This is a genomic window from Planotetraspora mira, from assembly GCF_016863275.1.
In the GTDB taxonomy this organism is placed as follows: Bacteria; Actinomycetota; Actinomycetes; order Streptosporangiales; family Streptosporangiaceae; genus Planotetraspora; species Planotetraspora mira.
Genome location: NZ_BOOO01000013.1, coordinates 233148 through 255993, shown reverse-complemented (window position 1 = coordinate 255993; position 22846 = coordinate 233148). Strand labels below are relative to the sequence as shown.

Here is a 22846-nt window from a genome sequence, read left to right as displayed (position 1 = left end):
CGTAGCCAACAAACCCGGATATATGCGGAAATGGAAGCGGATCATCCGCCGTACGGCTGGAGTGACGTTCCGGCGAGCTCACGGAGGGCCGACGGCGGCGCCCACGGCCCCCCACCTGGCCGGCGGCGGATACCCCATGTCCTTGGTCCGGGGGATGCGGGCGGTCAGCACGAAGCCCCCCTCCTCCGTCGGAGCCCAGGCGAGCAGGCCCCCCAAGAGGACGACGCGTTCCTTGAGCCCCTCCAGCCCGAAGCCGGTCCCCGCGGGCTGGAGAATCATCCTGGCCGGGCGCGGCTCGCCGTCGGGCTCGCCGTTGATCACCGACACCCTGGTCACCTCGCCCGCGGTCTCCCAGAGCACCCGGACCTCGGATCCCGGCGCGTGCTTGCGGACGTTGTTGAGCCCCTCCTGGACGATCCGGTAGCACGCGTGGCCGGTCTCCCTGGAGAGCGTCCCCGTGTCGAGCCGGAGGTCGATCCGCAGGCCCATCGCCGCGCACTCGTCGATCAACTGCGGGATCGCGTCGATCCCCTTGGCCGACGCGGGGATGTCCCCGCGGCGCACCACCGTCAGCAGGTCCCTCAGCTCGGACAGCGCCCGCACGCCCTTGTCCTCGATGATCCTGGCCAGCGACACGACCTCCGTCCGGTCCTCGGTGTCCCGGATGATGCCGGCGTTGAGGACCATCACCGTGACCGCGTGGGTGACGGTGTCGTGCAACTCCCCCGCCAGGCGGCGGCGTTCGTCACACGCGGCCCGCTCCTCCCGCAGCCACTGTTCCGACCGTATCGTGCGGTAGCCCCTGACCCAGGCCCCGATCATCGCGGGGAGGTAGACCAGCGCCACGGCACGGATCGCCTCGGCCCAGAGCAGATGCGACGGCGGCCGGGCCAGCAGGCTCATCGCCAGGTAGGCGACCGACGCCACCGCGGCCACCCGTTCCCACCTGCGTACGGTCGCATGGGCCGTCATCGAGTACACCGCGACAGTCAGAGGCAGGAACTCCCCTGTGACCGCCAGGCAGATCACCGCGGCGGCGAGGGGCGGCCAGGCCCTGCGACGCCGTACCAGCATGGTGAGCGACGCGGCGACGGCGGACAGCATGGTGAACCAGCGGGGGGCCGACACCCATGACGCGGGAGCGGCCAGTTCCACGAGCGCCGGAGGAAGGCTGCAGACCAGGACCGCCACCGCCAGCGACACGTCGACGAGAACGTCTCGGTGACGTTCGGTGAATCCACCCTGCGCGTACCTGATTCCGGCCTCCATGGCGCCGCCTCCGCTCCGGGAGATTCGGCGACCTCGATCCCAAGCGCGACTTTTGCGGCATTTAAATACTTTCGTCCGGTTAGCGCTACCCGGGAGCGTGGAGGTCTAACCCGCACAAAGGCCTCTTTAATCGACACTCCGGCTCCCGAGGCGACAGGCCGTCAGAACGCAGGCCTCATCGTGCGGGCCGCCAGGTAGATCGACCTCGGGTGAGCCGTCCCGGCGCGGGTGGACCGACCATCGAGATCAGCCGGCCCTGCCCGCGACCACGTCGAGCAACATCCGGTCCCAGTCGGCCAGGAAGCGGCCGAGGTCGTAGCGTGCGAGAGCCGCGGCCCGGGCCGCCTTGCCGGCCTGAGCGGCCGGTTCCGGCTCGGCGGCGAACCACTTCAGCGCGGCCATGAGCGCGGGGACGCGCGTGGAGACGACCCCCGCCTCCGGCGGGACGGCCTCCACCGCCTCGGTGGTGGCGAGGGCGACGACCGGCATGCCGAGCATCATGGCCTCGATGAGCGACGCCCCGAGAGACGTCCAGCGATACGGGTGCAGGTAGACCCGCCGCCTGGCCAGTTCGGCGTGCGCCTCCCTCTGCGCCAGGTCCTCGAAGGCGGCCATCCTGCCGGGGAGGCCGAGAGCGGCGGGCAGGCTGCTCACCCGCGTGCCGAAGACGTCGAGGGGGGCGGACACCGCGAAGGCGGGCAGCAGGTCGGTCCCCGCGACACGCCATCGCCTGATCGGATCGTCGACGAGCACGCCCGCACGCGGGAGTTCGCCGCTGTAGAGGTGACCGGGATCGATGACGCCGTACTCGATCACCCGGGTGGGCGCGTCGCCCGAGTCCCAGAACAGGTCGTTGAAGTGAGTGACATGGACGAGGGGGATGTCGTCTCGGCCGGCCACGGGATGCACGGCCTCCGGCACGTCGCCCACGGGGGTGTCGTGTTCGACGTACACCCCCGGAACGTCGCGCCCGAGCCATTCGCGGGCCAGCGCGATCTCGTGCGGCCGCTGGAAGACGACCACGTCCACCTCGGCGTCCCGGAGCAGGTCGCAGGGCACCTCACGCACGTTGTCCGGCCATGGGAACGTGCCTGACCGGCCTCTGCCGTCGGGCCCGCGGCCGGGCGTGAGCGGCATCAGGTAGTCATGGCCTCCCTGAACGAACGAAGTGGTCCACGAGTCGTGCACGCGCCACACCAGGATTCTCATCGATCCTCGCTCCCCGTCGATCGGCCATCCCGCCCGGCCTGTTCGCCTGCTCGCGGCGTCTTTCACGGCGTCTTCACGGCATCCAGCAGCGCGCCATCTCCCGGGCCCCCTCGGCTACCCGGGAGCGACTGGAGCAAACAGCTCCAATGACTACGCAGCGTGACAATTTCGCGAGACCGTGCCCCATTTAAGTTGAATTATCAATAAAAGTCCGTTTAGCGGAGCCGGTCGCGGTAACCAACCACCACACGCGCGACGGAGGCGATCCGATGCGAACGCGGCCCAGGGCCGCTGGAGGTGGACGCACGATGACGGGTCTCCACGCGGTGGTCACGGGTGGCGCCGGGTTCCTCGGCTCCTATCTGTGCGAGCGCCTCCTCGACCTGGACGCCTCGGTGACCTGCATGGACAACTTCCTCACCGGATCGCCGCGCAACGTCGAACATCTGATGGGCCGACCGGCCTTCCGTGTGCTGGAGTGCGACCTCACCGGGTTCGTCCACGTGCCGGGGCCGGTGGGCCTGGTGCTGCATTTCGCCTCCTCCGCATCCCCCGCCGACTACCTGCGGCACCCGATCGAGACGCTCAAGGCCGGCAGTCTCGGCACCCTGCACGCGCTCGGGCTCGCCAGGGAGAAGGGCGCCCGCTTCGTCCTCGCCTCGACCAGCGAGGTGTACGGCGACCCGCTGGAACACCCGCAACGGGAGAGCTACTGGGGCAACGTCAACCCGGTCGGACCGCGCAGCGTGTACGACGAGGCCAAGCGCTTCGCGGAGTCGCTCACCACGGCGTACCGGGAGTTCCACGGGGTGGACACGGGCATCGTCCGCATCTTCAACACCTACGGCCCGCGGATGCGGCCCCACGACGGCCGGGCGATTCCCACATTCATCCGGCAGGCTCTCACCGGCGAGGCCATCACCGTGTCGGGCGACGGCGGCCAGACGCGATCGATCTGCTACGTCGACGACACGGTGCGCGGCGTGCTCGCACTGGCGGCGAGCGACTTCCCCGGACCGGTGAACATCGGGAATCCCGTCGAGATGTCCGTCGTCGAACTGGCGGAGACGATCCGCCGCCTGACCGGGTCCTCCTCCCCCATCCGGTTCGTGGAACGGCCCGTGGACGACCCGGACGTCCGCCGGCCGGACACCTCGTTGGCGGCCCGCAGGCTCGGCTGGCGGCCGCGGATCGACCCCGAGACCGGGCTGCTCCGGACCATCGCCTGGTTCGAGCGGGAACTCGGCAGGACCGACGCCGCGGCCGTCTCTTGACTTTGAGGCTTTTGTCCTGAAATTACCTCTTACTAAGAGGTATAGTGCGTTTCATGACTCCGATGAGGACTCCCGCCACGGCCGACGAGGTGATGGGCGTCATGCTGGCGCTGCGCCGTGTCGTCCGCCGCCGCCTGCGTGCCGAGTTGCCCGGCCCACCGCTGCGCGGCGCTCAGGTGGAGTTGCTGCAACTCGTCGAGACCGAGCCCGGCATCGGCGTCGCGGCGGCCGCGCGGGCCCTGCATCTCGCGGGCAACTCGGTGAGCACGCTCGTCAACCAACTCGGCGCCTCCGGGCTCCTGCGCCGGGAGATCGACCCCGCGGACCGTCGGGCGGCCCGGCTCTTCCTCACCGACGCGGCGGTCGCCCGGCTCGCCCGCTGGCGCGAAACCCGCAGCCGGCTCGTCGGCGACGCCTTCGCCCAGCTGAGCGACGGCGAGGCCGCCACCGTCGCGGCGGCTCTGCCCGCCCTGCGCCACCTGCTCACGGAACTCGCGGAGGATCTCCCATGACACCGGCACTGCGCTGCGTCGGGCTGCGCCAGAAATTCGGCGACACCGTCGCCGTCGACGGACTCGACCTGGAGGTGGAGCGGGGCGAGGTGTTCGGCCTGCTCGGGCCGAACGGGGCCGGCAAGACCACGACGATCCGGATGATCACCACGCTCCTCCCCGCACCGCCCGGCGCGATCCAGGTGCTCGGCCGCGACGTCGCGCGGCAGCGGACCGCCGTGCGCCGGCTGATCGGCTACGTCCCCCAGCAGTTGTCCGCCGACGGGACGCTGACGGGCAGGGAGAACGTGGCCCTGTTCGCCCGGCTGTACGACGTGCCGCGCGTCGGCCGCGCCGCCCAGGTCGCGGCCGTCCTCGACGCGATGGACCTCACCGAGGCGGCCGACCGTCCGAGCAAGACCTACTCCGGCGGGATGGTCCGCCGGCTGGAGCTGGCCCAGGCCCTGGTCAGCGCCCCACAGTTGCTGATCCTCGACGAGCCGACCGTCGGGCTCGACCCCGTGGCCCGCGACAGCGTGTGGGACAAGATCGCCTCGATCCGGGCCGCCACCGGGATGACCGTGCTCGTCACGACGCACGCCATGCAGGAGGCCGACGAGCACTGCGAGCGCGTCGCCCTCATGCACCGGGGCCGCATCCGCGCACAGGGCTCCCCCGACGACCTGAAGGACGCCCTCGGTCCCGGCGCCACCCTCGACGACGTCTTCCGCCACCACACCGGCAACGCCCTGACCGGCGACAACGAAAACGGAGGAATGCGCGATGTCCGCGCTGCCCGTCGCACCGCCCGCCGCGTCGGCTGAGACCGAGCCCGGGCCACTCGCCCTGGCCCGCACCGTCGCCTCGCGGATCGCCACGACCTGCCTGGTCGAGTTGCAGAAGCTCCGCCACGACCGGACGGAACTGGTCACCCGGGCCGTCCAGCCCGCTCTGTGGCTGCTCGTGTTCGGCCAGGTGTTCACCCGGATCCGGGCGATCCCGACCGGCTCGACGCCATACCTGGACTTCCTGGCTCCCGGCATCCTCGCGCAGTCCGCGCTGTTCATCGCGATCTTCTACGGCATCCAGATCATCTGGGAGCGCGACGCGGGCGTGCTCGCCAAGCTGCTGGTGACGCCGACGCCGCGGATCGCTCTGGTCGGGGCCAAGGCGTTCGCGGCCGGCGTTCGCGCCGTGGCCCAGGCCGTCGTCGTGCTCGTCCTCGCGCTGATCCTCGGCGTGCATCTCGCGACCAACCCGCTCAAGATCATCGCTCTGGTCGCCGCGCTGCTGCTGGGGTCGGCGTTCTTCTGCTGCCTGTCGATCACCATCGCCGGCCTGGTGTTGTCCAGAGACCGGCTCATGGGCATCGGGCAGGCCATCACGATGCCGCTGTTCTTCGCGTCGAACGCGCTCTATCCCGTACAGCTCATGCCGGGCTGGCTGCAGGTGGTCAACCACATCAACCCGTTGAGCTACGAGGTCGAGGCCCTGCGGGGACTGCTGGTCGGCACCTCCGCCCGGCTCCTGCTCGATTTCGGCGTGCTGCTCGCGTCGGCCATCGTCATGATCGCCATCGCCTCGGCCCTACTCCCCCGCCTAGCCCGCGGCTGACCCCACCTCACCCCCCCGCGTGACCCACCCCCGGCGTGACCCCCCGGCGTGATCCACCCCGGCGTGATCATGCACAGGTTCGGGATCATGCCCCCCGACCAGCCCAAACCCCAGCCGTGATCATGCACACTTTCGGGAAAACACCGTCCCACCTGCGCATACGCACATCGTGACCATGCACGAATTCGGCGGCACGCCCTCTCACCTGCTCGAACGAGCGTCGTGATCATGCACGAGGGGGCGGCACCATCCCGGCGTGCCGCATTCCACGCCTCGATCGCCCACCCCGCACGTCAACCGGCACGTCCGGCCCGAGATATTGCATGATCGGGAACACCGTCCATGCTGGTCGGCGCGCATCTTCACGAATCCGTGCATGATCACGAACTCCGTCCGCGCTGGTCAGCCCGCACCTTTACGAATCCGTGCATGATCACGCCCGGCATCAGGGCTGGTCAGCACGCGTATCCACGAACCTGTGCATGATCACGCCCGACGTCAGGGCTGGTCGAGGGGCATGATGCCGAACCTGCGCATGATCACGGCTGGGGTTTTGGGGTGGGTTGGGGGGTTTGGGCAGGTCGTGGGGTATCTGCTCGTGGGAGGACCATTCGAGGGGTATTGCTCCCTCAGCGGACGCGGAATCCGGGGGCCACGTCATGATCGCTGTTCCTCTCGCACTTCTGGCGGCGGTGTGCAACGCCATCGCCTCCGTGCTGCAGCGCAAGGCCGCCCGATCCGTCCCGGCGAGCGAGGCGTTCCGCCTGGCGTTGATGTGGGATCTGATCCGGCGCCCGGCGTGGCTCCTCGGCATCCTGGCCCTCATCGGCGGCTTCCTCTTCCAGGCGACCGCGCTCGGCTTCGGCGGGCTCGCGCTCGTGCAACCCCTCCTCGTCGTGGAGTTGCCCGTCACGATGCTCATCGCCGCGTGGATGTTCAAGATCCGGCTCGGGCGGCAGTCGTGGCTGGCCGTCGGCGCCCTGACCGTGGGCCTCGCCATCTTCCTCATCGCGGCCGCCCCAGCCAACGCCGATCGGCTGCCCGGCCTCGTGGGCTGGGTGATCTCCGCGGCGGTCACGGCGGGGCTCGTGACGCTGGCGGTCGCGGTCGGGATGGTCGCCGGCAGCCGGCTTCGCGGCGTGGCACTCGGGATCGCGGCCGGGCTCAGCTTCGCCTACACCGCGGTGCTGATGAAGCGGACCATCGATGTGCTGGAGCGGAATCCGCCCGCCGTGCTGACCACGTGGTCCCTCTACACCATGATCGCCACGGGCCTGTGCAGCGTTTTCCTCCTGCAGAACGCCTTGCAGCGCTCGTCGCTCGTCGCCGTCCAGCCGGCTCTCACCGTGACCGATCCGGTGGCGAGCACCGGTTACGGCGTGGCCCTGTTCGGCGAGGACATCAGGACGGGCCCCTGGGTGGTGCCGGAACTCGTGGGAATCGGCGTGATCCTCCTGGGCAGCGTGCTGCTCTCACGCTCGACCGCCATCCTCGCCCACGACGTCATCCGGGTGGACGACCCAGAAGAGATTCGGCGGACGCAGCGCTGAACAGCGCGGCCCCTCTGGCGATCATCCGGGCACGCTCGGGTGTGCCGTCGAGGCGGTCGAGCGCCTCGATGAGCTCGGCCGCGTTCCGCGCGTAGACGCTCAGCCCCGACCGCGCCATGGCGAGCGCGCCGTCGCGCCCGTGACCCGCGATGGGCCGGTAGGAGACGACCGGCACCCCGGCGGCGAACGCCTCCCTGCAGGTCAGGCCGGCCGCGTTGTCCACCATCGCGTACGCCGCGGCGAACACGTCGGGCATGTCGTCGCACCAGCCGAGGGCCAGCCCGGTTCCCGCGTCCCGGAGCCGGCGGAGGAGACGGTCGCTTCGCCCGCAGAGGACGACGGGCAGATAGCGGCCGGACGCCGCCAGGACGCGGGCCGTCTCCTCGACCCGCCCCACACCCCAGGCTCCGGCGGAGACGAGCACCGGCCGGTCACCGTCCGGGATGCCGAGCCGCTCACGCGCCCGCGCCCCGGCCCGCGCGGTGTCGGCATCCGGCTTCAGGAACTCGGGCCGGACGAGCGGGGCGTGACAGAACGCGGGACGACCTGTCGCCTCCGCGACGGTGAGCGCCGTCACGGCGTCGCCGCACAGGTACCTGTCGTTCCCGGGATGCAGCCACAACCGGTGGGCGGCGAAGTCCGTGACGATGACCACGCTCGGAACGGTGAGCCGGTCCCGTTCGCGCAGGTGACCGGTGACCTGCGCGGCCAGGTGGAACGTCGAGACGACCGCCTCGGGGGCGCGGAGCCGTACGAGCTCGCGAAGCGGCCCGGCGGCCAGAAGGGTCAGCGGCGAGGTCGACGGAGCCCTCTCCGACACGAAGAAGATCTTGTAGATCGCCGCGTACAACCACGGCGCCGAACGGATCATCCAGCCGTAGCCCCGGCGCAACGACGATCCCAGGCCCAGCGGGAGCAGGCGCAGGATGTCGACCACCTCGGCCTCGACGCCCTCGGCGGCCAGCCGTCGGCCGAGTTCGGCGGCGACGCCGTCGTGCCCCGCCCCCATGGCGGCGCTCAGAATGAGGATTTTTCGCCCCTTCGGCATCACGAGCGCCTTCCCTGAGAACACTTGAGGGGGTGACTCGCGCTGCTTTCGCGCTCGGACTCGGTGGTGCGGCCCTGCTGCACGCCGGCCCCGGCGCGACCTGGCTGCCCGCCGTCCGCCGCCTGCTGCCCGGGCTGGCCGGTGTGGGGGCGCCCGACCACGTCGCCCTGACCTTCGACGACGGGCCCGACCCGAGGTCCACACCGCGTTTCCTCGACGAACTGGACCGGCTGGGATGCCGTGCGACCTTCTTCGTGCTCGGCGAGATGCTCGAACGCCATCCCGAAGTCGGCCGCCGAATCGTGGAGGCCGGACACGAGATCGGCGTGCACGGCTGGCGCCACCAGAACGCCCTCACGACGCCTCCCGGCCGGGTCGCCGCCGAGATGGGCCGGGCGACCGGCCTCGTGAGCGCGGTCACGGGGGTGCGCCCGGTCTGGTACCGCCCGCCGTACGGGGTGCTCAGCGCGGAGACGCTGGTCGCGGCATGGTGGTGGAGGCTGCGCCCCGTGTTGTGGACCGCATGGGGACGGGACTGGACCGAGCGTGCGACCCCGGCGTCCGTGCTGGCGAGCATGGCCCCCGGCCTGCGCGGCGGCGCGACGCTCCTGCTGCACGACTCCGACCACACCTCGGCCCCGGGTGCGTGGCGCTCGGCGCTCGGCGCGCTCGGGCAACTGGTCGGCCACTGCCGCTCCGCGGGACTGCGCGTCGGCCCACTGGCCGAGCACGGCGTCGACTGAGACTGAGACTGCGACTGGCTCCGGCTCACCACCGGATGACTTCCGCCGGGCTCCTACCCGGCCGCGCCTGGCCGTACGAGCCGGGGCCGTTCAGGCGCGCCAAGCTTTTACCTCACGCCATTACGGCAAAAGCATGGGAAAGCGCACCCATTAACCGACCTCTCCCGACAATAAGGATTTTGAATTCCCTCGACCTCGCCGGTCGTGATCAAACATTTCGTCTGCCCGATAGGCCACGTGCGTAAAGTCTGCCGAGCTCATGCCATGTTTTGTGGTGAATCGCGAGGGAGATCCTCTTGTCATGTTGTCGGGGGGAGGCGTTCTCCGCCACATTCGCAACGTCCGCAATGTCAGCAATATCGGCAATGTTGGAAACGTTGGGAGTGCTGGCGATGTCAGCGATGCCTGCGATGCGGCGCCGGTCCGCCGGGAGAACTTCCCGGTCGCCTCCCGGCTGCTGCCCGCTCGCTACCGACGCCACCTCATCGCGGTCTACGGGTTCGCCCGCCGCGTCGACGACATCGGCGACGCCGGCTCGGAAGGCGACCCAGGCGAGCCGGGCGACCCACGTGACCGCCTCCGTCTTCTCGACGCCGTCGACGCGGACCTGATTCGCCTGTACGACGGCGGCGAGCCGCGACTGCCCGTCATCCGGGCGCTCGCTCCCACGATCGAGGCCTGCGCCATCCCCGCGGGTCCCTTCCACCGGCTCGTCGAGGCGAACCGGCGAGAACAGACGGTCACGCGGTACGACACCTTCGAAGATCTGCTGACCTCCTGCGAACTGTCGGCCAACCCCGTCGGGCACATCGTGCTGCACGTCTTCGGCCTGGCCGTGCCGGAACGGCTCGGCCTGTCCGACCGGATCTGCTCGGCGCTCCAGGTCATCGAGCACTGCCAGGACGTCGGCGAGGACTTCGCGCGGGGTCACATATACGTGCCGGGCGAGGACCTGCGGCGCTTCGGCTGCGTCGAGGCCGACCTGGCCGCCCCCTCGGCCTCGCCGTGTCTGCGCCAGGTCATCGCGTTCGAGGTGCGGCGCGCGGCGGCCCTGCTCGACGAGGGCGCGCCGCTCGTCGGCACGCTCGACGGGTTCGCCCGGCTGGCCGTGGCCGGCTACGTCGCGGGCGGGCGCGCCACCGTCGCGGCGCTGGAGCACGGCCGGCACGACGTCCTCGGAACCACCATCCGGCCTCACCGAGGCCGATTGCTGATCGAGTGGTTGCGCGTCCTCGCGAGAGGGAGGTGAGCCGGTGGAGCCGTCCGACGCCTATCGGCAGTGCGAGCAGATCGTCCGGGCCAGGGCACAGAACTTCGCCTACGGCATCCTGCTGCTGCCGCCGCAGAAACGGCGCGCGCTCAGCGCCGTGTACGCGTTCGCGCGCCGGATCGACGACATCGGCGACAGCACCGGACCCGTGGACCAGCGGCTGACGGCCCTGACCGACGCGCGGGCCGCCCTCAGGGCGACGTCGTCCGACGACCCCGTCCTCGTGGCGCTGCACGACGCTGCAGGCCGGTACCCCATCCCACTCCCCGCGTTCCACGAGCTCATCGACGGCTGCGCCGCCGACGTCCGGGGCGCGACCTACGAACGCTTCGACGACCTGCTGACGTACTGCAGGCACGTCGCCGGATCGATCGGCCGGCTGTCTCTCGGCATCTTCGGATCCGAGGAGCCCGCCGCGCCCAAGCTGGCGGATGCGCTCGGGGTGGCGCTCCAGCTGACGAACATCCTGCGTGACCTGTCGGAGGACCGGCTCGCCGGGCGCATCTACCTGCCCGCCGAGGATCTCGACCGGTTCGGGTGCACGCTCGACGTCGACCACGCGGGGCGGTTCACCGATCCGCCGGAACGGCTGGCGAACCTGGTGCGCTTCGAGGCGCATCGCGCACTCGGCTGGTACGACGACGGGATGCGCCTGGTGCCCCTTCTCGACCGGCGCAGCGCCGCCTGCACCGCGGCGATGGCGGGCATCTACCGGCGGCTGCTCGGCCGCATCGCGGCGGACCCGGCGGGCGCGTTGTCCCGGCGGCTGTCCCTCGCTCCGTGGATGAAGGCGATGGTCGCGGCACGCGCCGTCGCCGGGGCCGGCCGGTGACGGGCGCGCGGGTCGCGATCGTCGGCGGCGGGCTCGCGGGCATCGCCGCGGCCGTCGCCCTGTCGAAGGCCGGGATCCCGCTGACCCTCTTCGAGGCACGCCCCCGGCTCGGTGGGGCGACGCATTCGTTCGAGCGCGGCGGCCTGCTCGCCGACAACGGCCAGCACGTCTTCCTCCGCTGTTGCACGGCGTACCGGGGGCTGCTCGACCGGCTGGGACACGGCGGGAGCGTGCGCATCCAGGACCGGTTCGACGTGCGGGTGCTCACGCCCGAGGGGCGAGCGGGACGGCTGCGCCGCTCGGCCCTGCCCGGGCCGTTCCACCTGCTGCCCGCTCTGGCGACGTACTCGCTGCTCGCCCCGGCGGACCGGCTGCGCGCGATGCGCGGCTCGCTCGCCCTCCGCAGGCTCGACCCCGCCGATCCGCGTCTCGACCGGACCGACCTCGGGAGTTGGCTGGCCGCGCACGGGCAGGGCGACGCCGCCAGGCGCGACCTCTGGGACCTGTTCACCGTGGCCGCGCTCAACATGCACACGGAGGACGCCGCGCTGGGCCCCGCGGCGATGGTCTTCCAGACCGCGCTGCTCGGCCGGGCCGACGCCGCCGACATCGGCATCCCCGCCATCCCGCTCCGGGAGCTCCACGGAACGGCCGCGAGGTCCGCGATCGAGCGCGGGGGCGGCGAGGTACGGCTGTCGGCGAAGGTCGAGGCGATCGAACCGGGGCCCACCATCGTCGTGAACGGCACCAGGATCGAGGTGTCCGCCGTCATCGTCGCGACGCCGCACGAGCAGGCCGCGAAACTCGTCCCCGTCGAGGCGGCGCCCGACAGGGACCGGTGGAGCGCACTGGACTCCAGCCCGATCGTCAACGTCCACATCGTCTACGACAGGCGCGTCACCGACCTGCCGTTCGCCGCGGTGACCGGCTCACCGGTGCAGTGGTTCTTCGACAAGACGCGAGCCGGAGGAGTCCGTGAGGGGCAGTACCTGACGATCTCCGTCTCGGCCGCCCGCCGGTGGATCGACGCCTCGACCGCCGAGGTGCGCGCCGCGTTCGTCCCGGAGGTCGAGCGACTGCTCCCCCGGGCGCGCGAGGCCAGGATCAGGGATTTCTTCGTCACCAGGGAACGGCGTGCCACCTTCCGCCAGAGCCCGGGCAGCGGCGCGCTCCGGCCGCGGGCGGCCACCCTGCTGCCCGGGCTGTATCTCGCCGGCGCGTGGACCGCCACGGGCTGGCCCGACACGATGGAGGGCGCCGTGCGGAGCGGACTCACCGCGGCCGGCCTCGCCAGACGCCACCTGAAAGAGGCGAGGCCATGACAGGTGTGACCCCGCCGTCGGTGTCCGAGGCACGCGAGCTGGTCGAGCCCGTGCTGCGCGACGCCGTCGCCCGCCTCGACCCGCTGTCGGCTCGCGTCGCCGCCTACCACCTGGGGTGGACGGACGCCTCGGGGCGGCGTACCGAGGGCGGCGGCAAGGCACTGCGGCCGGCTCTGGCCGTGCTGTCCGCGCGTGCGGCGGGAGGCGGCGGGGAGCGCTGCCTGCCGGTCGCCGCCGCGGTCGAACTCGTGCACGCGTTCTCCCTGCTCCACGACGACGTCATGGACCGCGACCCGACGCGGAGGCACCGCCCCGCCGCGTGGACCGTGTTCGGCGAATCGGCGGCGCTCCTCGCGGGGGACGCCTTGCTCGCGCTGGCCCACGAGCTCATCCTCGACGAGGCGGATCCGGCGCGGACACGGGCCGCCGTCCGCCTGCTCGCGGCCACCAGGCGGCTGATCGCCGGCCAGGGGCTCGACCTGGACTTCGAACGGCGGGACGACGTGAGCCTGGAGGAGTGCCGGCGGATGTCCGCGGACAAGACCGCCTCGCTGCTCGCGTGCGCCTGCTCGATCGGCGCGATCGCGGCGGGCGCGCCGGACCGGCTCGTGTCGGCCCTCGCGTCCTTCGGGGCGGAGACGGGGCTGGCATTCCAGCTCGTCGACGACCTGCTCGGCATCTGGGGCAGCCCGGAGACGACGGGGAAGCCGGTGCTGTCCGACCTGCGCAGCCGCAAGAAGACCCTGCCCGTCGTGGCAGCCCTGACCAGCGGCACCGCGGCGGGCGACGCGCTCGCGGCCCTGCTCGCCAGGCCGGGACCGCTCGCGGAGACCGACCTCGGCGAGGCCGCGCGGCTCGTCGACGAGGCGGGCGGCCGGGACTGGGCGGAGGCCGAGGCCAAACACCGGCTCGACGCCGCCGAGCGCCACCTCGCGCAGGCGGACATGCCCGCGGCCGTCCGCGCGGAGTTCCTCGACATCGCCCACTTCATCACGTCCAGGGATCACTGACATGACCACTGCTCCCGCCGCACCGCCCGCGTCCGGCGTCGAACGCGCCCTCGACGCGGCCTGCGACCACCTGCTCGGCCTCCAGGCGCCGGAAGGATGGTGGAAGGGCGAGCTGCAGACGAACGTGACCATGGACGCCGAGGATCTCCTGCTGCGTCACTTCCTCGGCATCCGCACGGAGGAGGAGACGGCCGAGGCGGCCCGCTGGATCCGGTCCCAGCAGCGGGACGACGGAACGTGGGCCAACTTCCACGGCGGCCCCGGCGACCTGTCCACCACCATCGAGGCCTACACCGCCCTGCGCCTCGCGGGCGACCCCGCCGACGCGCGGCACATGAAGGACGCCGCCGAGTTCGTACGGCAGGCAGGCGGGATCGAGGCCAGCAGGGTCTTCACCCGCATCTGGCTGGCGACGGCCGGGCAGTGGCCATGGGACGACCTGCCGGTCCTGCCCCCAGAGATGATCTTCCTGCCCTCGTGGTTCCCCCTCAACGTCTACGACTGGGCGTGCTGGGCCAGGCAGACCATCGTGCCGCTGACGATCGTGAGCGCGCGCCGCCCGGTGCGGCCGCTCCCCGTCGACCTCGCCGAGTTGCGCACCGGCCGTCCCGCGCCGCGGCGGCCCCGTGGCGGTTGGGACGCCGTGTTCACCGCCCTCGACGGGGTCCTCCACCGCTACCAGCGGCGGCCGATACCCGGCCTGCGCCAGGCGGCCGTCCGGCGCGCCGCCGACTGGATCGTGGCGCGGCAGGAACTCGACGGGTCGTGGGGCGGAATTCAGCCGCCCTGGGTCTACTCGCTGATGGCGCTCGACCTGTGCGGCTACCGGCTCGACCATCCGGTGATGATGAAGGGCCTCAAGGGGCTCGACCGGTTCACGATCCACGACGAGACCGGCCGCAGGCTCGAGGCCTGCCAGTCTCCGGTGTGGGACACCGCACTCGCGATGAACGCCCTGCTCGACGCGGGAGTGCCCGGCGACCATCCCGCCGTGTCGCGTGGCGCGGACTGGCTGCTCGCCGAGGAGGTCAAGGGCCCCGGCGACTGGGCGGTGCGGCGGCCGTCGCTGGCGCCGGGCGGCTGGGCGTTCGAGTTCGACAACGACGGCTACCCGGACATCGACGACACGGCCGAGGTCATCCTCGCGCTCAGGCGGGTGCCCCATCCGGACGCGTCCCCGGCCGTCGACAGGGGCATGCGCTGGATGACGGGCATGGCGTCAAGGGACGGCGGGTTCGCCGCCTTCGACGCCGACAACACCCGGGAGCTGTGCAAGAGGCTGCCCTTCTGCGACTTCGGCGCCGTCATCGATCCGCCGACCGCCGACGTCACGGCCCACGTCGTCGAGGCGCTGGCGGCGCAGGGCCAGGCGAGGTCTGCCGTCGCCCGCCGTGCCGTCCTGTGGTTGCTGAAGGCACAGGAGCCGGACGGATCGTGGTTCGGCCGCTGGGGCGCCAATCATGTCTACGGCACCGGAGCCGTGCTGCCCGCCCTCGTCGCCGCCGGCGTACGGCAGGACGCGGCCTGCGTGCGGCGGGCCGTGGCCTGGCTGGAACGGCACCAGAACGGCGACGGCGGATGGGGCGAGGACCTGCGTTCCTACGACGACCCCGCCTGGATCGGGCGCGGCGCGTCGACGCCCTCACAGACGGCCTGGGCCCTGATCGGGCTGCTGGCCGCCGACCGGCCTGCCAGTGATCCGGACGGAGCCGTGGAGAGGGGCGTCCGCTGGCTCGTCGAGCAACAGCGCCCCGACGGCACCTGGGACGAGGACTTCTTCACCGGGACCGGCTTCCCCGGCGACTTCTACATCAACTACCACCTCTACCGGCTCGTCTTCCCGATCAGCGCGCTCGGACGCTACCTGCGCCTCCGGGACGACGACTGGTACGACGATCGGGACGACGACCGGTACGACGGCTCGGACGGCGGCCAGGACCAGGAGCGGGACCACGAGGAAGACGGCGAGCGAGACGGCGGCCGGGACCAGGAGCGGGACGACGACCAGGAGGGCGACCGCCTCCGGGTGATCCGGGTGAGGTCCGCATGACCGGACCCCTCGTCTGCGTCGCGCTGGGGATCGAGGCCCGGGCGCTCCGCCGCGGTCTGCCTTCCGGCCACGACGAAGTGATCAGGCTCGGGATGGGACCCCGGCGCGCGGCGCGTGCCGCGGCGGGGCTGCCGCCCGACGTCCCGCTGGCCGTCACCGGCTTCGCGGGCGCCCTCGACGACGGGCTGAGCCCGGGTGAGGTCCTCGTGGCCAGCGAGGTCCGGTACGACGGGCAGGTCTGGCCCTGTCCTTCCGCTCCGCTCATCGCCGGCGACCTGGTCCGCGCGGGCCTGGCCGTACAGACCGGGCCTGTCGTCACGACGCGGCACGTCGTCACCGGCGGGGCACGCCGGAGGGCGGCCCGCGAAGGCATGCGTTCGGCGGCCGCCGAACGCACGCCGGATCGGACGGACGGCGCGGAGAAGACTCGAACGGACGGCGCGGAGAAGACAGAGCACGCGGATCACGGGGAAGGTGAGCTGGCGCGCGCGGCCGACATGGAGAGCGGGCCGGTGGCCGCGGCTCGCGCCGGGCTGCCGTTCGCGGTGGTGCGGGTGGTCGTCGACACCCCCTCCCGGCCCCTGCTCCGCCCCGCGACCATCGCCCACGGCCTGGCCGCCCGCCGCGTCCTGACGCGGCTCGGCCCCGTCCTGGCGCGCTGGGCCGCGGCGACCGGCACGCGCCGGGTGCTCCTCGGCGCCCCCACGGGCGACATGGAGGGTGACCCCGGCACACGTCCCACGCCTGACCTGACGCTCCTGGTCAGGCCGGACGCCAGGCCTCCGCACCCTCTGCGGTCCGACGCGCACGAGCCCGGCGGCCTGCACGCCGTCGGGGCACCGGAGGACGTCGCACTCGGCTGGCTGGCGGGCGCCCGGACGATCCGGCTGGCAGGCGGCCCGCCCGCGCTCGTGAGCGCCGTCCTCACGGCCCTTGAAGGACTCGGCCCGATCGTGGTCGAGAAGCGGCGGGCGAGCGCGGAAGCGGCCGCCCTACCCAAGGAGGCCTGGCCCTGATGCCCATGCCAATCCGTCAGAGCCTGCGCGTCAGCGGCTACATCCTGCGCCAGAAGTTGCGCGGGCGCCAGAAGTTCCCGCTGCTGGTCGAGCTCGAGCCTCTGTTCGCCTGCAACCTCTCCTGCGCGGGCTGCGGCAAGATCCAGCATCCCGCCGACGTGCTCAAGCAGCGCATGCCCGTCGAGCAGGCGGTCGCCGCCATCGAAGAGTGCGGCGCGCCCATGGTGTCGATCGCGGGCGGCGAGCCGCTCATGCATCCCCAGATCGGGGAGCTCGTGGAGGAGCTGATCGACCGGAAGAAGTACGTCTACCTCTGCACCAACGCGCTGCTGATCCCCAGGAAGATCGACCAGTTCACGCCGTCGGAGTACTTCGCGTGGACGGTGCACATCGACGGGCTGCGCGAGCGGCACGACGCGTCCGTCTGCAAGGAGGGCGTGTTCGACGAGGCCGTCGCGGCCGTGCGCGAATGCCAGCGCCGCGGGTTCCGCGTCACCACGAACACGACGTTCTTCAACACCGACAGCCCGCGGACCGTCATCGACGTGCTCGACTACCTCAACGACGACCTGCACGTCGACCAGATGATGATCTCTCCGGGCTACGCCTACGAGAAGGCTCCCGACCAGGACTGCTTCCTCGGCGTGCGCGAGACCAGGGAGCTGTTCCACAAGGCGTTCGCCGACGGCAACCGCCGCAGGTGGCGGTTCAACCACACGCCGTTGTTCCTCGACTTCCTCGAGGGCGCGACCGACTTCCCGTGTACGGCGTGGGCCATCCCGTCCTACTCCCTGTACGGCTGGCAGCGGCCCTGCTACCTCATGTCGGACGGTTACACCGAGACCTACCGTGAGCTGGTCGAGGACACCGACTGGGATTCCTACGGCCGTGGCCACGACCCCCGGTGCGCCAACTGCATGGCGCACTGCGGCTACGAGCCCACGGCGGTCTTCGCCACGCTGGGCTCGCTCAAGGAGTCGATCCGGGCGCTGCGCGGCGGCTGACCGGCCGTCCCCGCATCGCCGTCCGCCCGGCCAGCGCCCGGAAGGGACCGGGCAACGCCCCCCGCATCCGGGCGGGCAGGCGGAGCCAGCCGGGGACGTAGCACTCGGCCCGGCCGCGCTCCACCGCCGCGACGACCGCGCGCGCGACCCGCTCCGGTGGGATCGGCGCGGGGCGACGGCGTCCGTACGGCATGCCCCGCCGGTCGAAGAACGGCGTGTCGACCACCCCGGGCACCACGACGGTCACCTCGATCCGCGGCGCCGCGGTGCGTCCGCCGGCGCGGGACGCCTTCAATCCGCGCAATTCGTACCGGAGCGCCTCGGCGAAGGCCATCAGCCCGGCCTTCGTCGCGGAGTACACCGCCTCCTCTCCCACGCCCACGGCCCCGGCGATCGAGGCGACGAAGACGAGGTGCCCGCGGCCGCGCTCGATCATGCCGGGCAGCAGCAGGCGGGTCAGCTGGATCGGGGCCGCCAGATTGACGCCCACGAGGCGCTCGACCGCCTCTCCCGGCATCTCCGTGAACGGCCCGCACCACCCCTCCCCCGCGTTGCTCACCAGCACGTCGACGGGGCCGGCGTCCGCGGCGAGGCGGGCCGCGCCCGCGGGGAGGTCGCCGGCGAGGGCCTCACCGCCCGTGCGCGCCGCGACGGCGGCGAGCCTGCCCCTGTCCCGGCCGGCCAGGACGAGGTGCGCGTGCCGTCCGGCCATCGCCAGGGCGGTCGCCGCGCCGATGCCCGACGACGCACCCGTGACGAGCACGCGTGCTCCCGCGAGTCTCATGTGCGCTCCCCGGCTTCCTCGGCGGACCCTGTCCAGGGTCTACCCAGGTCACGCCGTCTGTCAGCCCTTGATCGCCCCCACCAGGCCGTTGACGAAGTACCGCTGGAGGAACAGGAACAGCACGATGACCGGAATGACGATGATCAGCGAGGCGGCCATCACCTCGTTGTACCGGGGGACCTCACTGGAGATCAGGGACTCCAGCCCCAGCGGCAGCGTGTAGCGCGAAGGATCGGAGATCGACACCCGGGTCAGGACGTACTCGTTCCAGGTCGGCACCGCCGTGAGGACGGCGACCGTCACGTGGGCGGGCCTGGCCAGCGGCAGGTGGACCGACCAGAAGATCCGCCCCTCGCTCGCGCCGTCGGAGCGGGCCGCCTCACGCAACTCCCTGGGGATCGATCCGTAGGCGTTGGTGAGCAGGAGCACCGTCAGCGGGGCGGTGCCGTTCACGAAGGGCAGGACGAGGCCGATGTGCGTGCCGAGGACCCCGAGTTGCTTCTCCAGGATCACCACCGGCAGCAACATCGTGATGCCCGGCACGAACAGCAGCGCCACGAAGAACCAGAAGAGGATCCGCCGGCCGGGGAAGTCGAGCACGGCGAACGCGTAGGACGCCAGGCTGTAGACCACCAGCACGCCGAGCACGGTCAGCCCGGTGACCTTGAGGCTGTTGAGGAAGTAGTCGAAGAAGTGCAGCCGGCCCCAGGTCTGCGTGAGCGTGTCGAGGGTGAACGTGCGAGGCAGGAAGCCGCCCTCCAGGATCTCGCTCCTGCTCTTGAAGGCGCCCGAGATCATCCACAGGAAGGGGTACAGGCTGATCAGCGCGTACACGAACAGGGCGACGAAGACGACCGCCCTGACCACGCGCCGCCCGGTCAATGGACCCTCCGCAACATGCGCGCGTTCACCAGGGTCAGCAGGACGGCCCCCGCGAACAGCAGCCAGCCGAGCGCGCTGGCCAGGCCGAGGGTCTGGGCCAGCCCCTTGAAGAACGACAGCCGGTAGGCCATCAGCGCCAGCACGTCGGTGTGCCCACCAGGGCCGCCCCGCGTCATGACCAGGAAGATCTGGAATCCGTGCAGCGTGTCGCGCACGCCGAGCAGGACGATGGCGGCGGTGATGGGCCGCTGCAGGGGCCAGATGATCCGGCGCAGGACGTGGCGGGGCGCGGCCCCGTCGATCTGCGCGGCCTCGAACAGGTTGGGGTCGACGGCCTGGAGCCCGCTCAGGTAGAGCAGCGTCGCCACCGGGACGCTCGACCAGACCAGGATCAGGATCAGCGTGGGCAGCGCGGTGTCGGGGTTGCCGAGGAAACCCTGCGGCTGGGCGAGCGTGCCGAGGCCGAGGGAGCGCAGGAGCGTGTTGATCGCGCCGTCGGGCTCGAGGACGTACCGCCACGCGAAGTAGATCGCGACCCCGGTGGTGACATAGGGCAGGAAGTAGACCGAGCGCAGCACGGCACGCAGCCGCCGGATCGAGTTGAGCGCGACGGCGAGCGGCAGCGAGATGGCCACGGTGAGCAGCGGCGCCAAGATCATGACCTGCAGGGTGTTCCATCCGGCCCGGCGAAGCTCGGGGGCCAGCACGGGGTCGGCGTAGAGCAGGTCGAGGTAGTTCTGCACCCCGGCCCAGTTCCAGGTCGGGGTGAAGCCGTTCCACTTGGCGAAGCTCAGGGCCAGGCCGCTGCCGATCGTGTAGACCCCCATGACCGCGAAGAGCGCGACCGCGGGGAACACGAAGGCCCATCCGGTCAGCCAGCCGGGCCAGCGGCGGGGGGACCGGCCCCCGGACGGCTCCTTCCGAAGCCGTCCGGGGCGATCCTTCAGGGCGAGCGAGCTCACTCGGTGGCCTTCCACATGGAGCCCATGATCTTGTCGAGCTCGGTTCCCGCCTGCTGCGGCGACACCTCCTGGAGCGGTGACAGCCTGACCATCAGGTCACCCGGCTTGACCTGGTCGTAGTCCGAAGGGAAGAAGCTGACGTCCGCGGCGTCGTAGGCGCTCTCCGGCGGGCCGGTGAAGTATTTCTGCAGCGCGGCGAGGTCGGCTCCCAGCAGCGATTCGGCGTCGGCGCCGAGATCGGTCGCCGGCAGGTCGAGGGACTCCTTGGCGACGGCTCCGGCCCCCTTGGGCGAGGTGAGCCAGTCGAGCCACTTCACCGCGGCCGCCCGGTTCTTGGTGGTGGCCGTGACCCCGAGCCCCGTCAGGGCCAGCGGGGACATCGAGATCTCCTTGTTCACACCCTCGGCCGACGGCGGGATGGGGAAGGTGAGCACCTTGTCGGGCGTCAAGCCGTTCTGGGCGAGGAACGCCAGGGTGAAGGTGCCGCCCACGTCGAACGCCGACTTGCCCTGGGCGAAGGCGATGTCCGCCTCGTCGATGCCGAGCGTGGTGCTCCCCGGCATCCAGTACGGCGTGAGCCTGCTGAAGACGTCGAGGGTCTTGACCCCGTCGGGAGAGGCGAAGCCCTGCGCGGCGCCCTTGGCGAACAGTGCCTGGAACCGGTCCTTGCCCAGATAGGCGTGCGCGAGCGGCTGGTAGACCCAGTTGTAGCCGGTCTGGCTCACCTTCAGCCCGAGGGACAGGCCGCCCTGCTGGGAGTCCTTGCCGGTGGTGGCCTTCAGCGCGTCGAGGAACTCCTCCCAGGTCTTCGGGGGCGTGTTCGGGTCGAGGCCCGCCGCCTGCAGCTTGTCCTTGTTGGCGTAGACGATGCCGAAGGCGCCCGCGGTGAAGCCGACGCTGAAGCGCTGGCCCGCCTTGGTGCTCTTGAACGGCGAGTCGCTCGCCGCGTCGTCGATCCGCTGCTGCGTCATCACTCCGCTCTCCTGAGTGGTGGGCAGCAGCCGCTGCTTCCAGGTGGCGTCGACGTCACCCTGCAGGTCCTGCAGCAGGCCCGAGGCGCCCATCTCGAGGTCCTCGCCGCCCGCGTGCACCTCCAGCACGTCGGGCAGGCCGTCGGTCTGCGCCGCGCTCTGCACCTTGCTGACGAACACGTCGTCCGGGGTGACCGCCTCCACGCTCACGGTGATACCGGTCTCGCTCTTGAACTGGGCGGCGACCTTGTTGAGCGCGTCGGCGTGTGACTTCTTGAACGTCCACATCTTCAGCGTCTGCTCGCCGCCCTGCTGCTGCTCTTCCGCCCCGCCCCCGCAGCCCGCCACGACCACTCCGACGACGAGCGCCACGGCCGCGCCGAGCGCCCGCTTCCGCACTGAACTCATCTTCGTCTCTCCTTCTGCTCGCGTACGGCTAGCGCCGCTTCTCGAACGCCTTGACCCAGTAGTTCGTCCGATCGAGATAGGCCGTCTCGGCCGCCTTGCCCCGCTTGCCGTACGCGCCGGCGAAGGTCTGGTAGCCGAAGCCCGCCGGCGGCTTGCTGGAGGCGGGCTCGATGGAGCTGCCCTCGTGCCACTCGTTGAACGAGGTGACCGAGACCCACGTGGGCGATCCGCCGATCGCGGGGTCGAGGGCGTTGGACCACTCCTTGTCGTAGGTGGCGCCGTCGTCCCTGCCGAGCGTCGGGGTGGTGTTGCCCGGCACCGCGCGGTCGTCGACGTAGCCGGGCGCGACCGAAGGCGCCCAGATCAGGCCGTGCTCCCTGGCGTAGGCGCCGGCTTCCTTCCATCCGGGAGCCGTGGCTCCCGCGATGCCGTCGTAGGTGTACATCCCGGAGAAGTGCGCGATCTTGGAGGTGTCCGTCGTCTGCGCCAGGATGACGTTGTCCCGGTTGACCTGGTCGAGAGCCGTCCAGTCGGCGATCTGCAGGCTCCAGAAGATGTAGAAGACCGGGCGCCTTCCCTGGTCGGGGGCGCGGAAGTAGGCCGAATGGTCGCCGTAGGCCGCGTTGAGGTAGGCGATGTCGGCGACGACGGACTCGGCGGTGCGGCCCTCGTACGGCTCGATGTGCCAGGCCACCTTGACGCCCCTCTTGGCAGCGGCGTCGAGCACTCCCCTGGCCATGCGGTCCTCGTAGCTGCCCCGGCCCCACCAGCTGTAGACGATGACCCCGGCGCCGCTGCGCTGGACCCACTTCATGTGCTGGGCGACCGTGCCCCTGACGTCGCCGGAGTCGTAGGCGCCGAGCTTCGGGTACAGGTCGGCGCCGATGTCCTCCGGCGGTGTGTGGCCGCCCTGCTGCCAGTGCCGCCATTCCCCGCCGACCTCGGGGTTGCCGTACCACGGGTAGTAGAAGAGCTGGACGTTCGTCGAGAGCTTCGCGGCCTCGGCCTCGGGCACGGGTTGCGCCCACAGAGCGCAGAGGATCATCACGAGCGTCGCGACGAACACGGGGTTTCGACGTTTTGCACCGGCTGACATCGGCGTCCTTTCGTCACTGGCCTGGGGGGTCGATCACGCGT

Annotated in this window: 21 protein-coding genes; 13 read left to right on the top strand and 8 right to left on the bottom strand. The window is 71.3% G+C overall.

Annotated elements, in window-relative coordinates; all coding sequences use genetic code 11:
• Nucleotides 1–78 precede the first annotated feature (78 nt).
• Nucleotides 79–1269, bottom strand: a complete 1191-nt coding sequence (locus Pmi06nite_RS12370; protein WP_203953064.1) for a sensor histidine kinase — start codon at nucleotides 1267–1269, stop codon at nucleotides 79–81.
• 246 nt (nucleotides 1270–1515) lie between these two features.
• Nucleotides 1516–2478, bottom strand: coding sequence for a glycosyltransferase (locus Pmi06nite_RS12365; RefSeq protein ID WP_203953063.1), 963 nt, complete (start codon nucleotides 2476–2478; stop codon nucleotides 1516–1518).
• Nucleotides 2479–2786: 308 nt separating this feature from the next.
• On the opposite strand from Pmi06nite_RS12365, the gene Pmi06nite_RS12360 reads away from it, so the two are divergent.
• From Pmi06nite_RS12360 to Pmi06nite_RS12340, 5 genes are all read left to right on the top strand, one after another.
• Nucleotides 2787–3752, top strand: coding sequence for an NAD-dependent epimerase/dehydratase family protein (locus Pmi06nite_RS12360; RefSeq protein WP_203953062.1), 966 nt, complete (start codon nucleotides 2787–2789; stop codon nucleotides 3750–3752).
• A gap of 53 nt (nucleotides 3753–3805) precedes the next feature.
• Nucleotides 3806–4264: a MarR family winged helix-turn-helix transcriptional regulator gene (locus Pmi06nite_RS12355; RefSeq protein ID WP_239113849.1), complete on the top strand. Its 459-nt coding sequence runs from the start codon at nucleotides 3806–3808 to the stop codon at nucleotides 4262–4264.
• Entirely contained in the window at nucleotides 4261–5067 is an 807-nt protein-coding gene (locus Pmi06nite_RS12350; RefSeq protein ID WP_203953061.1) for an ABC transporter ATP-binding protein, read from the top strand. The genes Pmi06nite_RS12355 and Pmi06nite_RS12350 overlap by 4 nt, the downstream gene beginning before the upstream one ends.
• Nucleotides 5027–5857 carry an ABC transporter permease gene (locus Pmi06nite_RS12345; protein ID WP_203953060.1) on the top strand — a complete coding sequence of 277 codons (831 nt, stop codon included), beginning with the start codon at nucleotides 5027–5029 and terminating at the stop codon, nucleotides 5855–5857. The genes Pmi06nite_RS12350 and Pmi06nite_RS12345 overlap by 41 nt, the downstream gene beginning before the upstream one ends.
• Nucleotides 5858–6516: 659 nt before the next feature.
• Nucleotides 6517–7407: a DMT family transporter gene (locus tag Pmi06nite_RS12340; protein WP_203953059.1), complete on the top strand. Its 891-nt coding sequence runs from the start codon at nucleotides 6517–6519 to the stop codon at nucleotides 7405–7407.
• On the opposite strand, the gene Pmi06nite_RS12335 is transcribed toward Pmi06nite_RS12340, so the two are convergent.
• Nucleotides 7361–8455, bottom strand: coding sequence for an MGDG synthase family glycosyltransferase (locus Pmi06nite_RS12335; RefSeq protein WP_203953058.1), 1095 nt, complete (start codon nucleotides 8453–8455; stop codon nucleotides 7361–7363). The two genes, Pmi06nite_RS12340 and Pmi06nite_RS12335, sit on opposite strands and share 47 nt — an antisense overlap.
• Before the next feature lie 32 nt (nucleotides 8456–8487).
• Here Pmi06nite_RS12335 and Pmi06nite_RS12330 point away from each other — a divergent pair, with 32 nt between their 5' ends.
• The 8 genes from Pmi06nite_RS12330 (at nucleotide 8488) to hpnH (ending at nucleotide 17702) form a co-directional block, all read left to right on the top strand.
• On the top strand, nucleotides 8488–9198 hold the full coding sequence (locus Pmi06nite_RS12330; protein WP_203953057.1) for a polysaccharide deacetylase family protein: 711 nt from the start codon (nucleotides 8488–8490) through the stop codon (nucleotides 9196–9198).
• A 301-nt stretch (nucleotides 9199–9499) separates the two neighbouring features.
• The gene (hpnC, locus tag Pmi06nite_RS12325; protein WP_203953056.1) at nucleotides 9500–10447 is read left to right on the top strand and encodes a squalene synthase HpnC; all 948 of its coding nucleotides are present in this window, start codon (nucleotides 9500–9502) and stop codon (nucleotides 10445–10447) included.
• Between the two features lie 4 nt (nucleotides 10448–10451).
• Entirely contained in the window at nucleotides 10452–11300 is an 849-nt protein-coding gene (gene hpnD / locus Pmi06nite_RS12320; protein WP_203953055.1) for a presqualene diphosphate synthase HpnD, read from the top strand.
• Nucleotides 11297–12622, top strand: coding sequence for a hydroxysqualene dehydroxylase HpnE (gene hpnE, locus Pmi06nite_RS12315; protein WP_203953054.1), 1326 nt, complete (start codon nucleotides 11297–11299; stop codon nucleotides 12620–12622). Before hpnD ends, hpnE begins: the two co-directional genes overlap by 4 nt.
• Complete coding sequence (locus Pmi06nite_RS12310; RefSeq protein WP_203953053.1) at nucleotides 12619–13632, top strand: polyprenyl synthetase family protein; 1014 nt, start codon at nucleotides 12619–12621, stop codon at nucleotides 13630–13632. Before hpnE ends, Pmi06nite_RS12310 begins: the two co-directional genes overlap by 4 nt.
• 1 nt (nucleotide 13633) lies before the next feature.
• Entirely contained in the window at nucleotides 13634–15682 is a 2049-nt protein-coding gene (gene shc / locus Pmi06nite_RS12305; RefSeq protein WP_203953052.1) for a squalene--hopene cyclase, read from the top strand.
• Nucleotides 15679–16698 (top strand): nucleoside phosphorylase-I family protein, encoded by a 1020-nt coding sequence (locus Pmi06nite_RS12300; RefSeq protein ID WP_203953051.1) that lies wholly within the window; start codon nucleotides 15679–15681, stop codon nucleotides 16696–16698. The genes shc and Pmi06nite_RS12300 overlap by 4 nt, the downstream gene beginning before the upstream one ends.
• Nucleotides 16698–17702 carry an adenosyl-hopene transferase HpnH gene (gene hpnH, locus Pmi06nite_RS12295; protein WP_203953050.1) on the top strand — a complete coding sequence of 335 codons (1005 nt, stop codon included), beginning with the start codon at nucleotides 16698–16700 and terminating at the stop codon, nucleotides 17700–17702. The genes Pmi06nite_RS12300 and hpnH overlap by 1 nt, the downstream gene beginning before the upstream one ends.
• Here the strand turns inward: hpnH and Pmi06nite_RS12290 are convergent.
• From Pmi06nite_RS12290 to Pmi06nite_RS12270, 5 genes are read right to left on the bottom strand one after another with little or no spacing between them, the layout of a single operon-like run.
• Complete coding sequence (locus Pmi06nite_RS12290; RefSeq protein WP_203953049.1) at nucleotides 17668–18486, bottom strand: SDR family NAD(P)-dependent oxidoreductase; 819 nt, start codon at nucleotides 18484–18486, stop codon at nucleotides 17668–17670. The two genes, hpnH and Pmi06nite_RS12290, sit on opposite strands and share 35 nt — an antisense overlap.
• Before the next feature lie 60 nt (nucleotides 18487–18546).
• A complete protein-coding gene (locus Pmi06nite_RS12285) occupies nucleotides 18547–19368 on the bottom strand; it encodes a carbohydrate ABC transporter permease (RefSeq protein ID WP_203953048.1) in 822 nt (273 codons plus the stop codon).
• Complete coding sequence (locus Pmi06nite_RS12280; protein ID WP_203953047.1) at nucleotides 19365–20330, bottom strand: carbohydrate ABC transporter permease; 966 nt, start codon at nucleotides 20328–20330, stop codon at nucleotides 19365–19367. Before Pmi06nite_RS12280 ends, Pmi06nite_RS12285 begins: the two co-directional genes overlap by 4 nt.
• Nucleotides 20327–21709 (bottom strand): extracellular solute-binding protein, encoded by a 1383-nt coding sequence (locus Pmi06nite_RS12275; RefSeq protein WP_203953046.1) that lies wholly within the window; start codon nucleotides 21707–21709, stop codon nucleotides 20327–20329. The genes Pmi06nite_RS12280 and Pmi06nite_RS12275 overlap by 4 nt, the downstream gene beginning before the upstream one ends.
• Before the next feature lie 28 nt (nucleotides 21710–21737).
• Nucleotides 21738–22805: a glycoside hydrolase family 99 protein gene (locus Pmi06nite_RS12270; protein WP_203953045.1), complete on the bottom strand. Its 1068-nt coding sequence runs from the start codon at nucleotides 22803–22805 to the stop codon at nucleotides 21738–21740.
• Between the last annotated feature and the right edge of the window lie 41 nt (nucleotides 22806–22846).

Coding starts and splice junctions, on each gene's coding strand:
- Pmi06nite_RS12270 (WP_203953045.1), bottom strand. CDS start 22,805: ATGTCAGCCGGTGCAAAACGTCGAAACCCCGTGTTCGTCGCGACGCTC.
- Pmi06nite_RS12275 (WP_203953046.1), bottom strand. CDS start 21,709: ATGAGTTCAGTGCGGAAGCGGGCGCTCGGCGCGGCCGTGGCGCTCGTC.
- hpnH (WP_203953050.1), top strand. CDS start 16,698: ATGCCCATGCCAATCCGTCAGAGCCTGCGCGTCAGCGGCTACATCCTG.
- Pmi06nite_RS12350 (WP_203953061.1), top strand. CDS start 4,261: ATGACACCGGCACTGCGCTGCGTCGGGCTGCGCCAGAAATTCGGCGAC.
- Pmi06nite_RS12370 (WP_203953064.1), bottom strand. CDS start 1,269: ATGGAGGCCGGAATCAGGTACGCGCAGGGTGGATTCACCGAACGTCAC.
- shc (WP_203953052.1), top strand. CDS start 13,634: ATGACCACTGCTCCCGCCGCACCGCCCGCGTCCGGCGTCGAACGCGCC.
- Pmi06nite_RS12300 (WP_203953051.1), top strand. CDS start 15,679: ATGACCGGACCCCTCGTCTGCGTCGCGCTGGGGATCGAGGCCCGGGCG.
- Pmi06nite_RS12340 (WP_203953059.1), top strand. CDS start 6,517: ATGATCGCTGTTCCTCTCGCACTTCTGGCGGCGGTGTGCAACGCCATC.
- Pmi06nite_RS12310 (WP_203953053.1), top strand. CDS start 12,619: ATGACAGGTGTGACCCCGCCGTCGGTGTCCGAGGCACGCGAGCTGGTC.
- Pmi06nite_RS12360 (WP_203953062.1), top strand. CDS start 2,787: ATGACGGGTCTCCACGCGGTGGTCACGGGTGGCGCCGGGTTCCTCGGC.
- Pmi06nite_RS12290 (WP_203953049.1), bottom strand. CDS start 18,486: ATGAGACTCGCGGGAGCACGCGTGCTCGTCACGGGTGCGTCGTCGGGC.
- Pmi06nite_RS12365 (WP_203953063.1), bottom strand. CDS start 2,478: ATGAGAATCCTGGTGTGGCGCGTGCACGACTCGTGGACCACTTCGTTC.
- Pmi06nite_RS12355 (WP_239113849.1), top strand. CDS start 3,806: ATGACTCCGATGAGGACTCCCGCCACGGCCGACGAGGTGATGGGCGTC.
- hpnC (WP_203953056.1), top strand. CDS start 9,500: ATGTTGTCGGGGGGAGGCGTTCTCCGCCACATTCGCAACGTCCGCAAT.
- Pmi06nite_RS12345 (WP_203953060.1), top strand. CDS start 5,027: ATGTCCGCGCTGCCCGTCGCACCGCCCGCCGCGTCGGCTGAGACCGAG.
- Pmi06nite_RS12335 (WP_203953058.1), bottom strand. CDS start 8,455: ATGCCGAAGGGGCGAAAAATCCTCATTCTGAGCGCCGCCATGGGGGCG.